Origin of the sequence: Desulfobulbus sp., from assembly GCF_030824455.1 — a bacterium.
Taxonomy (GTDB): Bacteria; Desulfobacterota; Desulfobulbia; order Desulfobulbales; family Desulfobulbaceae; genus Desulfobulbus.
Map to the genome: position 1 here is coordinate 26,398 of NZ_JAVBXR010000102.1, position 12,381 is coordinate 38,778.

A 12,381-nucleotide genomic window follows, 5' to 3' on the forward strand; every position below is an offset into this window, starting at 1 on the left:
TTATTGAAAGAATTGCGTCGATGGTCGAGCGGTTTCCAAGGCGATGATCGACTGCGGGTTGTGTGCATCATGGAATTGACCGAAGCGTTGGCAAACACGAAAAAAGAGGTTCTGTCACGGTGGATAGAACGCACCCTCGACAGCTATACCTCGCCGGGATTTTTTAAAAAATCCAAAGATCCGTTTGCCAATCCGGTAGGCAGCAACATTTCATCCGGATTGACCGAAGTATTCGACCTGTTGCTGGCTGGAGCCGACCAGCAGGCCTACCTCGCGCCCCTTGATCGGGTGGTGCGCATTCGAGCCGTGCAGGATTTTACCCCGGCCCAGGCCGTGGCCCCTTTGCTTGAGCTCAAGTGGGTGGTGAAGCAGGTGCTGTCGAGCGGCAAAGAAACCAAGCCGCTGTTAAGCCAGTTGGACAATCTCGACTGCGAGATTGATCGAATAGCCTTGGCCGCCTTCAACATTTACTGCGAATGCCGGGAGCAGTTGTATCGCAACCGCATCAACGAACTGAAAAGCGGCAGATCTATCCTGACTGACGCCGCCTGCCCGTCCGCCGTGATGCGGCAGGAGCTCAACAACCCCGGCCCCAACGCCGGAGTGTAAACGCGTGTGACCGGTCGGAATGGTTCACCGGAAAAGGTGGAGCATATCCGGCTTTTTATCGTAACTTTTTATAAGTTATTGTTTAACTCGAATGCGAAGGAGTGATCGATGAAGTACGCCTTCCCTTTGGCGGCAGTAATTGCCCTGGTGTTGATTGCGCTGATAGCGGTGCAGATACCTGGAATGCAATACCTCTTTGGTGTTGCCATCCCATATCTGGCCATGGCGCTGTTCTTAGGCGGTTTTTGTTACCGGGTAATCCATTGGGCCAAATCGCCGGTTCCGTTTAAAATTCCAACCACCTGCGGTCAGGGTTATTCATTGCCCTGGATCAAGCACAACAAGCTTGAAGCTCCGGTCAACGCTTCCCAGGTCGTGGCCAGGCTGTTTCTCGAAATCTTCCTTTTTCGCTCACTCTGGCGCAACACCAAGGCCACCGTCTATGACGGACCCAAGCTGACTTACGAGTCGAGCAAGTGGCTGTGGCTGTTCGGCATCATGTTCCACTACAGCTTTCTGGTGGTGGTGGTCCGACACATGCGGCTCTTTCTTGATCCTGTGCCGTGGGTGGTTTCCTTCCTGGAAACCGGCGACTCGCTGCTCCAGATCGGCGCGCCCACCATGTATACCACCGACGTCACCATCATTCTGGCCTTGCTCTTTCTCTTCGGCCGCCGCTTGATGAATCCGCAGGTGCGCTACATTTCCTTGGTCAACGATTACTTCCCGCTGTTCCTGATCTTGGGCATAGTGACCACGGGCATCCTGATGCGCTTCTTCCTGCGAACCAACGTCGACATCAACGCCATCAAGCAACTGGCGGTCGGCCTGGCGACCTTTTCGCCGACCATCGTCGCCGACATCAGCTCCCTGTTCTACGTTCACCTCTTCCTGGTGTGCACTCTGCTTGCGTACTTTCCTTTCAGCAAGCTCATGCATATGGGCGGCGTTTTCCTCAGCCCGACCCGAAATCTGGCAAACGATTCGCGAATGAAACGCTACATCAACCCCTGGAACCCGGACATTCGGCCGCACTCCTATGCCGGCTACGAGGATGAGTTCCGTGAGGACATGATTGAGCAGGGCATTCCCGTCGAGAAAGAGTTGCCGCCGAAGGCTAATGACTAACGCTGGATAATTCAAGAGTATAAGGATAGAGCAATGGCAGTAGTAAAGGTAGATATGTTGGCACGGAGCGTTGCCGAGGGACCTTCGCTGATGACAGGCTCCATTCCAACCAAAGATTGGATGGATGTCCCTGTAGTATTCAAGCCCGGAAATTACGCCTACCCGACTAAGCCTGAAAAGCTTAGATATCTGGATAGTCAGCAGGGTCTCAGCTTTCCCAACGCGCGTGAATGGAATCCCGAGGATGACGACTGGAAACTTCCCGACAATTGGAAGGAGATCATTCTTCAAGGCATTGCGGATCGGTTGGACAAGTTCCGCTCTCTGAAAATTTTCATGGATTGCTGCGTCCGCTGCGGCGCCTGCGCCGACAAGTGCCACTTTTTTCTCGGCACCGGCGATCCCAAAAACATGCCGGTGTTGCGGGCCGAGTTGCTGCGCTCCGTGTATCGCCAAAACTTCACCCGCGCCGGCAAGATCCTCGGCAAATTGGTGGGTGGCCGCGAAATGACCGTGGGCGTACTCAAAGAATGGTTCATGTACGCTTACCAGTGTACGGAATGTCGGCGCTGTTCGGTGTTCTGTCCCTACGGCATCGACACCGCCGAGATCACCATGATGTTGCGCGAGTTGCTGCATCTGGTGGGCATCGGCATCAACTGGGCCATGGAGCCGGCGTCGAATTCAAATCGCACCGGCAACCACATGGGCCTGACCCCTCAGGCCTTTAAAGGCAATGTTGAGTTTCTTTGCGACGACATCGAAAACCTCACCGGCGTTCGGGTCAACCCGACCTTCAACCGCAAAGGCGCCGAGGTGCTGTTCATCACCCCGTCGGCAGACGTGTTCGCCGAACCGGGCATCTTCACCTGTATGGGGTACCTGTTGCTCTTTGAAGCCATCGGCTTGGACTACACCTGGTCGACCTACGCTTCGGAAGGAGGCAACTTCGGTTTGTTCACCAACAACGAGTTGATGAAAAAGCTGAACGCCAAGATGTACGCCGAAGCCAAACGCCTGGGCGTCCGCTGGATTCTGGGCGGCGAGTGCGGCCACATGTGGCGCGTTCTCCATCAGTACATGGACACCATGAACGGCCCGGCCGATTTCCTCGAGGTTCCGCGTTCGCCGATCACCGGCACGGTGTTCGACAACGCCAAATCGACCAAGATGATCCACATCTCGGAATTCACCGCCGATTTGATCAAGAACAACAAGATCAAACTCGACAAGAGCCGCAACGCTCACGTCAAAGCCACTTTCCACGACTCCTGCAACCCTGCGCGGGCCATGGGACTGCTGGACGAGCCCCGCTACGTTCTTGACCACGTGGTCGACAACTGGGTGGAAATGCCCGAGAACACCATCCGCGAGAAAACTTTCTGCTGCGGATCGGGCACGGCGCTCAACACCGACGAAATCATGGAAATCCGCATGCGCTCCGGGCTGCCTCGGGCGAATGCCGTCAAGTATGTGCACGACAAGCATGATGTGAATACGCTTGCATGTGTATGCGCGATCGACAGGGCTACCCTGACGACCCTCATGAATTACTGGGTGCCTGAAGTGCAGGTGGCCGGTTTGAGTGAGCTTGTCGGCAACGCATTGGTGATCGAGGGTGAGCAACGACAAGACCTGACCGAAGGGCTCAGGACCTTGGTTTAATTGACCGGCAGGAATGGAGGAAGAGCGATGTATGATAGCGGTAAAATAATCCCGGGACTGATTATTTTCGTCCTGTTTATTACGATACCCATCTGGTACAACCGCGGCGCTGCCGGGTCGGTGCCAAAGCCCGTATTGCCTAAGGACGCCAAAACCTGTGTGCTCCCTGCCGCTGAAATCAGGGCCGAGCACATGAAACTGCTCAACACTTGGCGCGACGAAGTTTTACGGACTGGTGATCGGGGTACCTTTGAGATTGAAGGCAAACCATATCAGAAGAGCCTGATGATGACCTGCATGAAGTGTCACACGAGCAAAAAGCAGTTCTGCGACACCTGTCATGTCTACGCATCGGTTAAACCATATTGCTGGGATTGCCACATAGCTCCTGTTGAATGAACGGCTAAAGAGGAGATACACAGATGGATGAGAAAAGACGAAATTTCCTCAAGGTAGCCGGTATTTCAACACTGGCTGGCCTTGGAGGAACTGCAGTAGTTGGCCGATTGGTCGCAGGCTCAGGCATTGCCCACGCTAGCGGCTCGGCCGGTCATGAAGTTGAGGCCGCTAAGAAATCAAGCGGCCATGGCGCGGCCCCGGATCCAAGCGTTAACCGCTACGGCATGGTTATCGACATAAAAAAATTTCAACAGGACCCCAGCTTAGGCGAGAAGATCGTCGCTGCTTGTCATTCGGTTCACAATGTTCCTCAATTTCCTGAAAAGAAGGACGAAATCAAATGGATCTGGATGACCCAATTTGAAAACGCCTTCCCTGAGAAGCCTAATGTGTACTTGGATGAGGCGACAGAGGAGCATCAGTTGCCCATTCTCTGCAATCATTGCGACTCGCCGCCCTGTGTCCGGGCCTGCCCGACCAAGGCGACCTTTAGAAATAAAGACGGCATCGTCATGATGGACTACCATCGTTGCATCGGTTGCCGGTTTTGCATGGCGGCCTGCCCTTATGGCAGCCGCAGCTTCAACTGGCGCGATCCTGCAGAGTTTGTAAAAGACGCGAACCACATCTATCCGCGAAGAATGCGAGGTGTTGTCGAGAAGTGTAATTTTTGCGATGAACGTGTGGGAGCGGGAAAACTACCAGCCTGTGTCGAAGCCTGCGGCGAGAGCAAGGCATTAGTTTTTGGCAATTTGAACGATCCTAACTCCGAGATCAGAAAGGTCCTGAAAGAGAATCATACCATTCAGCGCAATCCTTCGCTCGGCACCCTTCCATCAGTCTTTTATATCGTATGAGGCCACCATGTTTGAAAAAGCATTAAAAGGAAACAACTATTACTGGATGTGGCTGGCCTTCCTCGGCTTTTTTATAGCGGTTGCCGCTGTCTGCTACCTCCGCCAGTATTTTTACGGCCTTGGCCTCACCGGCATGAGCCGCGATGTTTCATGGGGTCTCTATATTTCTCAGTTCACCTTTCTGGTTGGCGTCGCCGCCGGAGGCGTGATGCTGGTGTTGCCCTATTACATCCATAATTTCAAGGCATTTGGCAAGATCACCATCCTCGGCGAGTTCTTGGCCATCGCCTCGTTGCTGATGTGTCTGATGTTCATCATGGCCGATCTGGGCCAGCCGTTGCGCGGTCTCAACGTCATGCTGTACCCCACACCGGGTTCCATGCTGTTTTGGGATATGTGCGTGCTCTGGGGCTACCTGATCCTGAATGCCCTGTGCGGCTGGGTTATCCTGACCGCCGAGCGCAAACAGGTGCATCCGCCGAAATGGATCTATTTCTTTGTGTACCTGTCCATTCCGTTTGCCTTCTCGATCCACACGGTCACCGCCATGTTGTACTGCGGTCTGCCGGGACGACATTTCTGGCTCTCCGCCATCATCGCGCCCCGCTTTCTCGCCTCGGCCTTTGCCGCCGGTCCTGCCCTGATCGTGGTCATGGCCCTGATCTTGAAAAAAGTCGCCAACTTTGACGCCGGAAAAGAGGCGATCAACAAGATGGTGACCATCATCATCTACGCGGCCCTGGCCAACATGTTCTTTGTCGGTCTGGAGTTTTTTGTTGGATTCTACTCAAACATTCCTGGCCACAAGCATACCCTGCAGTACCTGTTCTTTGGACTTGAGCACCATGGACACATCTACAACAATCTGGTGCCGTTCATGTGGGGCTTCGTGGTTCTGTTCTTTGTCGGCATTGCTCTGATATCGCATCCGTACACCAGGAAACAGAGCGATCTTTGGCTGGGCCTTGGTTGCGCCTCGATTTTCATCGCCTTCTGGCTTGACAAGGGCATTGGTTTTGTTCTGGGCGGGTTCGTTCCAACCCCAATTGATGAGATCGTTGAATATTATCCAACCTTCAACGAACTCTTCATCACCATCGGCATCTGGGCCACCGGATTTTTCATCCTGACTATCCTCTACAAGATAGCCATTGGCGTGGAGCACGAAATCGAAGCCTAAGCATTACCCCAACCTGTTGACCAAACCCCCGAAGATTTCGGGGGTTTTTTTTTGCCCGACGATCAGAGCCCGCTGAGATGCAAATAGAAGCGCCAAAGACGCAGAATCTGTTCGTGGAACAGCAGGTAGGAAAGCGCGCCCAGGGCCAGAAAGGGACCAAAGGGGATCCGGGTCAGGCCGCCCTTGCGCTGCCTGAACATGGCGACTATCCCGATCAGGCTGCCGGCGAGCGAGCTGGAGAAGATCACGTACAGCAAACTCTGCCAGCCAAGAAAGGCGCCGATCATGGCCAACAATTTAATGTCGCCGCCGCCCATGCCTTCGCGCTTGGTTACAGCGTAATAACACCAGGCGACTGCATACAATGCGCCGCCGCCCAAGAGCACGCCCAGCGCAGACTGTTGCCAGGTTACCGAAGCGCTGAACAGGGAACCGACGAACCCAACGACGATGCCCGGCAGACTGATTCGATCAGGAATTATTTGATGATGGATGTCAATAAATATGATAACCAGCAGGGCAGCACAAAAAACGAAGTACAGCCCCCATTCAAAACTCAGGCCGAATTGCCGGTAGAGCAGGGCAGCCATGATGGCCATGGCCGCTTCGACCACCGGATACTGCAGGGAAATGGGAAGTTTGCAGGTTCGACATTTGCCCCGGAGCAGCAGATAGCTGAGAATCGGAATATTTTCCCGCCAGGTGAGCGGCGTTTGGCATTGCGGGCAGTGCGAACCTGGAAAGACGATAGATTCATCCTCCTGGGGCAGACGTAAAATGACCACGTTGAGAAACGAGCCGACAACGGCTCCGAAAACAGCGGCAAGGAGTGTTAGGGTTGAATCCGTCATGAAGCTGCGCCTGTTGATTAAGGTTAATAATTTTATTCTCTTGTGAAATATTTGTAGCGTTTTCCATGCCCGAGCACCAGGAAAAATCCATTGTTCTGTCAATAGAGCGGCTGTCGCCCTCCGTCTATCGTTTGACCCTGCACGCGCCGCTGATTGCCGGCGAGGCCCGACCAGGCCAGTTTGCCATGGTCGCCTGCGGGTCGACCCTTGATCCGTTGTTGCGACGCCCAATCTCCATTCACCAATGCAGCGGCGACGGTCGATTGCAACTTGTCGTCAAAGTTGTCGGTCGGGGCACCCAGCTCCTGTCCGAAATCAGGGCAGGTCAGACGCTTGATCTGCTCGGTCCCCTCGGACGCGGCTTTCGTCTGTCGCCGGGTCCAGTTGCTTTGATTGGCGGCGGCATCGGCATCGCGCCGCTGCTGTTTCTCGCTCAATCCCTCATGCAAACCGGGCAGGCGGACGCATCCTGCCGCGTCTTGCTCGGCGCTCAGTCCGGCGAAGATCTTGCGCCTCTGGCCGCCGGCTTCGAGACGCTGGGCTGTCACGTCGAACTCGCCACCGACGACGGCTCCCTCGGCCGCCACGGCCTGATCACCGATCTTCTCCCCGCTCACTTGCCCAACCTCGGCAAAGTATACGTCTGCGGCCCCCACCCGATGATGGCCGCCGTTGCCGCCCTGTGTGCGTCGGCGCAGGTCGATTGCGAAGTCTCGCTTGAGGCGCACATGGCCTGCGGTTTGGGCGCGTGCCTGGGGTGCGCGGCGCCGGGGGCCGACGGCCGCTACAAGCATGTGTGCAAACACGGCCCGGTGTTTAAGGCTGAGGAGATGGCATGGACAACGCGATGACCATCCCTTCACAGCCTGATCTGCGGGTCGCGTTGGGGCCGCTTGCCTTGGCCAACCCGGTAATGACCGCCTCAGGCACCTTTGGCTACGCGGCGGAGTTTGCCAATCTGGTCCGTCTCAACCGCCTCGGCGGGGTGGTGGTCAAAGGGATCTCCCTTGAACCTCGGGCCGGCAATCCGCCGCCCCGCATCTTTGAGACCGCCGCCGGCATGCTCAACGCCATTGGCCTGGAGAACGTCGGGGTCAAACGTTTTATCAGCGACAAAATGCCCCACCTGCGCACCTGCGGGTGCCGCATTGTGGTCAATATCCTTGGCGACTCCATCGACGATTACGCCGCCCTTGCCGGCCATTTATCGGCGGTTGCCGGCATCGACGCGCTGGAGGTCAACATCTCCTGCCCTAACGTCAAAAAAGGCGGCGTCGCCTTTGGCACAGCCCCGGAGATGGCAGCCGCAGTCACCAGAGCAGTGAAGCAGGAAACCGACCTGCCGGTGATCGTCAAGCTCTCGCCCAACGTCACTGATATTGTCGTCATGGCCAGGGCCGTGGCCGAAAGCGGCGCCGACGCCCTTTCTCTGATCAACACCCTGATCGGCATGGGCATTGACGCCAGGACCCGCCGGCCGCGGCTGGCCAACGTCATCGGCGGGCTGAGCGGACCTGCGATCAAACCCGTGGCCCTGCGTATGGTCTGGCAGGTCGCCTCGGCGGTGTCCATTCCGATCATCGGCATCGGCGGCATCGGCACGGCCGAGGACGCGATCGAGTTCCTCCTCGCCGGCGCCACAGCGGTGCAGGTCGGCACCGCCAACTTCTACAATCCCGGGGCAACCGAACAGATTATCGACGGCATTGCCGACTATCTGCGGCAACAAGGGGAATCCTCGGTGCAGGCCATCATCGGCGGCCTGCGTTTGGGGGCCTGACCGTGGCTGCGCGCGGCCTGATCTGCGTTTCCGTTGCGGCCGAACACGGCGCGGCCGTCCTGGCGGCGGTTTCTCCGGTTGTCGATCTGGTCGACGTGATTGAAATCCGCATGGACGCGCTGCGCGATCCGGACATCGAACACTGCATCTCCGCCCTTCCCAAACCTGTGCTGGTCACCAATCGGCCGACCTGGGAAGGCGGTCAGTACACTGGCAGCGAAACGGAGCGGATTGATGTGCTCTGCCGCGCCCTACAATGGGGGGCCCGCTATGTTGACGTCGAGCTGGCTGCGGCCCCTGAGCTGCGCGCCAAACTGCTGCTTGCGGCGAAACAACACGAAGCGCAGGTGATCGTCTCCCGCCACGATTTTCAGGGGACGCCGAGCGCTGCCCAGCTTCATTCGACCCTGGCGGAGATGCAAGCCAGCGGCGCCGACATCGGCAAGATAGTGGTCACCGCCGCCTCGCCCGCCGACGCCCTACGCATTCTCGCCCTGCAGACCGAGGCCATGGCTGCCGGCTTTCCGCTCTGCGCCTTTGCCATGGGCGCGGCCGGTACCATCACCCGCCTGGCAACCCTACACCTGGGCGGCTTCATGACCTATGCTGCGCTCTCTGCGGAACTGGCCACCGCACCCGGCCAGCTTGCCGTTCACGATCTCCGCCGCCTGCTCGCCCTGCTCGAACACCAACCATGATCAACGGTCACACCCAACTCTTTGGCATCATCGGCAATCCGGTCGAACATTCTTTGAGCCCGGCCATGCATAACGCCGCCTTTGCCGAACTGGGCATGAACGGCGTCTACATCCCCATGCGGCCAGCCGATCTGGCTGAAGGGTTTCGCGGCCTGCGCAGCCTGGGCTTCATCGGCGTATCCGTCACCGTGCCGTTCAAGGTCGCGATTATGGAGTTCCTTGACGCCGTTGATCCGGTGGCCCGCAACATCGGCGCGGTCAACACCCTCCTGTTTGAGCGAGACGGCGACCACTGCCGGTGCACCGGCTACAACACTGACTGGCTGGGATCAAACCAGGCTCTGGGCGAAGAGCTGCAACTCGCAGGAGCCACGGTCCTGATCCTCGGGGCCGGCGGCGCCGCCCGGGCGGTGGGCTTTGGCCTGATTGAGGCCGGGGCCAGTGTGTTCATTGCCAACCGCACCGAGGCCAAGGGACGGGCGCTGGCCGCCCAACTCCGTTGCCCTTTTGTTCCTACCGACCAACTGGCCGAGTTGCGCGCCGACGCCCTGATCAACACCACCTCGGTGGGTATGGCCCCCCATGCCGACGCCCTGCCCATCCGGGCCGAATTGCTGCCCCGCTTTGCCGTGGTCATGGATATCGTCTATGCGCCGCTGACCACCCGTTTGCTGCGCGAGGCCGCCGCCTGCGGCTGTCGCACCGTGGACGGCCTGCAGATGCTCCAGTATCAGGGCGCCGCCCAGTTCTCCCTCTGGACCGGGCGCGAAGCGCCGCACCGGGTCATGCGCCAAGCCCTGGTGAGCGAATTGCGCTCCAGACTCCCCTAAACCATCCCCAAAGACCACGCCCTATGATCGCCATAACCCCTGTCGCCGCCATTGACGCCGTTGTCAAGGTTCCCGGCTCCAAGAGCCTGACCCAACGCGCCCTGATCGCCGCAGCCCTGGCCGAAAGCGAGTCCCGCTTGATCGGACCGCTGGCCAGTGAAGACACCCATTTCACCATGGAGGCGCTGCGCGCCATGGGCGTTGCCTGCGACGACCGCGATCCCGACTGTTGGCTGGTTCAGGGCAACGGCGGCCGCATTGCCGAGCCGGCCGGCGACATTTTTCTCGGCAACAACGGCACCGCCACCCGCTTTCTGACTTCGGTGGCGGCGCTTGGCCACGGCCGTTTCCACATCACCGGCAGCGAACGCATGACCCAGCGCCCCATCCTGCCCTTGATGCAGGCGCTCGGCGGCTGGCAGGCGGACATCGTCAGCGACGCCGGCAACGGCTGCCCGCCCCTGACCCTGCGCTCCAACGGGTTGGCCGGCGGCCGCACAGTGCTTCCCGAAGGCAAGTCGAGCCAATATCTGTCGTCCCTGCTGCTGGTGGCGCCCTATGCCGCAGCGCCCGCCGAGTTGGAGGTGCACGGCGAGATCCTCTCCAAACCCTATGTGGAAATGACGCTGGCGGTGATGGCCGATTTCGGGATCCGGGTCGAGGCCGCGCCGGGGCTTAATTTTTTCCGCATCCCCCAGGGACGTTACCAGGGCGGAACCTACAGCATTGAAGGCGATGCATCCGGCGCCTCCTATTTCTGGGCGGCCGCAGCCGTCACCGGCGGCCGGGTGACTGTGGCCAACGTGCCCGTGCCCTCGCTCCAGGGCGACGCCAAGCTCCTGCCCTATCTGGCGCGGATGGGCTGCCGGATCGAACAGACCGGCGCCGGCATCACTGTGATTGGCCCGGACGCACTGGAAGGCATTGAACTCGACATGGGCGACATGCCCGACGTCGCCCCCACCCTGGCCGTGGTGGCGGCCTTTGCCGAGGGCACGACCGTGATCAACAACATTGCCCATCTGCGGATCAAGGAATGCGACCGGTTGTCGGCGGTGGTCAACGAACTGCGCAAGATGGGGGCGGAGGTCGAAGAGGAACCAGCGCGAATGATTATTCACGGCAGACAGGGCGGCGGCAATCTGCATGGGGCCAGCATCACCACGTACAACGATCACCGCATGGCGATGAGCTTTGCCGTGGCCGGTCTGCGGATTCCCGGGGTGGAGATCACCGGCGAGGACTGCGTGGTCAAATCCTTTCCCAACTTCTGGGAGTGTTTTCGCCGGCTGGCCTGAGGGCGGCGGCAACCGACAGCAAGGCGGCGTCTCAGGGGGAGAGGCCGATGGATCACAACCAACAAAGGAGCGGCAGGGCGATGGGCTGGAAATGGACGGGAGCGGTGAGCGGCTGTTTGGGGATGGCGTTGGGAACTTTTTCGCTGGCCGGTGCGGCCACCATGGGTTCCCACTACAATTACGGCATTGAAGGGGTGTTGGCCGGTTCGGCCCCGCCTCCGGGCTTTCATTACCGAATGTACAACGTCTTCTACGACGCCTCTGATTTGACCAACAACAGCGGCGATTCCGCCAACGTTGGCTTTGATCTGGAAGCGGCGGCAACCGCCCAACGGCTTATTTATGTGACCAACATTAAAATCCTGGGGGCCGACTATCTCTACGACGTGATTGTACCCTTTGTGGACCAGGACGTCACCATAGCCGCTCTGGGCGTTTCCGACAGCCACTCGTTGAGCGTCGGCGACATTACGGTCGAACCTTTTGTGCTGGGTTGGCACGGCGCCCGATGGGACGCAACCTTCGGCTTGGGGGTTGTGCTGCCCACCGGCAGCTATGACGCCAGCGAGGCCGCCTCGCCAGGACTGGGCTACTGGTCGGGTTTGTTGACCCTCGGCGGGACCTATTATCTTGACCAACAGCGCACCTGGTCGATCAGCGCCCTGACCCGGACCCTGGTGAACAGCGAACAGGACGACACCAACGTCACCCCAGGTTCCGAATTCGTGATCGAGTACGGCCTTGGCAAAGAATTCAAGGTGGGCAACAGCTGCATGATCCGCCCTGGTCTGACGGGCTACTCCTACTGGCAGATCGAGGACGACAGCGATGACCAGCCGCCCATGGTTGACGCCGACCAGCGCAAACAGGTGCATGCCGTTGGCGCGGAACTCAACCTGTTCTGGCTGCCGCAGTTGTTCCAGGTAAATTTCCGTTATCTGCAGGAATACGGCGCCGAGAACAGCCCCGAGGGTTCGCAATTCATCGCCACCCTGACCAAATCTTTTTAAACATCGGCGCACGCCGCCGTCTTCTTCCCTGCTTGCGCGCCGAGGCGCGCAAGCGGTTGATCGCCAGCTTTTCTTC

13 protein-coding genes are annotated in these 12,381 nt (G+C 58.5%); 12 read left to right on the forward strand and 1 reads right to left on the reverse strand.

From position 1 onward, the window contains the following. The first annotated feature begins 69 nt into the window (after window positions 1-69). The 6 genes from RCH93_RS12395 (at window position 70) to dsrP (ending at window position 5,838) form a co-directional block, all read left to right on the forward strand. Window positions 70-609: an RsbRD N-terminal domain-containing protein gene (locus tag RCH93_RS12395; RefSeq protein WP_306548725.1), complete on the forward strand. Its 540-nt coding sequence runs from the start codon at window positions 70-72 to the stop codon at window positions 607-609. Window positions 610-717: 108 nt separating this feature from the next. Beyond that, entirely contained in the window at window positions 718-1,737 is a 1,020-nt protein-coding gene (gene dsrM, locus RCH93_RS12400) for a sulfate reduction electron transfer complex DsrMKJOP subunit DsrM (protein WP_306548726.1), read from the forward strand. A 33-nt stretch (window positions 1,738-1,770) separates the two neighbouring features. Continuing rightward, window positions 1,771-3,402: a sulfate reduction electron transfer complex DsrMKJOP subunit DsrK gene (dsrK, locus tag RCH93_RS12405; protein ID WP_306548727.1), complete on the forward strand. Its 1,632-nt coding sequence runs from the start codon at window positions 1,771-1,773 to the stop codon at window positions 3,400-3,402. Window positions 3,403-3,429: 27 nt separating this feature from the next. Beyond that, the gene (gene dsrJ / locus RCH93_RS12410; RefSeq protein WP_306548728.1) at window positions 3,430-3,801 is read left to right on the forward strand and encodes a sulfate reduction electron transfer complex DsrMKJOP subunit DsrJ; all 372 of its coding nucleotides are present in this window, start codon (window positions 3,430-3,432) and stop codon (window positions 3,799-3,801) included. 23 nt (window positions 3,802-3,824) lie between these two features. Further along, window positions 3,825-4,658, forward strand: a complete 834-nt coding sequence (gene dsrO / locus RCH93_RS12415) for a sulfate reduction electron transfer complex DsrMKJOP subunit DsrO (RefSeq protein WP_306548729.1) — start codon at window positions 3,825-3,827, stop codon at window positions 4,656-4,658. A 7-nt stretch (window positions 4,659-4,665) separates the two neighbouring features. Next, complete coding sequence (dsrP, locus tag RCH93_RS12420) at window positions 4,666-5,838, forward strand: sulfate reduction electron transfer complex DsrMKJOP subunit DsrP (RefSeq protein WP_306548730.1); 1,173 nt, start codon at window positions 4,666-4,668, stop codon at window positions 5,836-5,838. Between the two features lie 62 nt (window positions 5,839-5,900). On the opposite strand, the gene RCH93_RS12425 is transcribed toward dsrP, so the two are convergent. Next, window positions 5,901-6,689 (reverse strand): A24 family peptidase, encoded by a 789-nt coding sequence (locus RCH93_RS12425; RefSeq protein ID WP_306548731.1) that lies wholly within the window; start codon window positions 6,687-6,689, stop codon window positions 5,901-5,903. A gap of 65 nt (window positions 6,690-6,754) precedes the next feature. Here RCH93_RS12425 and RCH93_RS12430 point away from each other — a divergent pair, with 65 nt between their 5' ends. The 6 genes from RCH93_RS12430 to RCH93_RS12455 are packed head-to-tail and all read left to right on the forward strand — an operon-like array spanning window position 6,755 to window position 12,305. Then, window positions 6,755-7,540 carry a dihydroorotate dehydrogenase electron transfer subunit gene (locus RCH93_RS12430; protein ID WP_306548732.1) on the forward strand — a complete coding sequence of 262 codons (786 nt, stop codon included), beginning with the start codon at window positions 6,755-6,757 and terminating at the stop codon, window positions 7,538-7,540. Continuing rightward, window positions 7,525-8,469, forward strand: coding sequence for a dihydroorotate dehydrogenase (locus RCH93_RS12435; RefSeq protein ID WP_306548733.1), 945 nt, complete (start codon window positions 7,525-7,527; stop codon window positions 8,467-8,469). The genes RCH93_RS12430 and RCH93_RS12435 overlap by 16 nt, the downstream gene beginning before the upstream one ends. A 2-nt stretch (window positions 8,470-8,471) precedes the next feature. Next, the gene (aroD, locus tag RCH93_RS12440) at window positions 8,472-9,167 is read left to right on the forward strand and encodes a type I 3-dehydroquinate dehydratase (protein ID WP_306548734.1); all 696 of its coding nucleotides are present in this window, start codon (window positions 8,472-8,474) and stop codon (window positions 9,165-9,167) included. Beyond that, window positions 9,164-9,997 (forward strand): shikimate dehydrogenase, encoded by an 834-nt coding sequence (locus tag RCH93_RS12445; protein ID WP_306548735.1) that lies wholly within the window; start codon window positions 9,164-9,166, stop codon window positions 9,995-9,997. Before aroD ends, RCH93_RS12445 begins: the two co-directional genes overlap by 4 nt. A gap of 23 nt (window positions 9,998-10,020) precedes the next feature. Beyond that, window positions 10,021-11,295: a 3-phosphoshikimate 1-carboxyvinyltransferase gene (gene aroA / locus RCH93_RS12450; RefSeq protein WP_306548736.1), complete on the forward strand. Its 1,275-nt coding sequence runs from the start codon at window positions 10,021-10,023 to the stop codon at window positions 11,293-11,295. Window positions 11,296-11,342: 47 nt separating this feature from the next. Continuing rightward, complete coding sequence (locus RCH93_RS12455) at window positions 11,343-12,305, forward strand: transporter (RefSeq protein ID WP_306548737.1); 963 nt, start codon at window positions 11,343-11,345, stop codon at window positions 12,303-12,305. Window positions 12,306-12,381 lie beyond the last annotated feature (76 nt).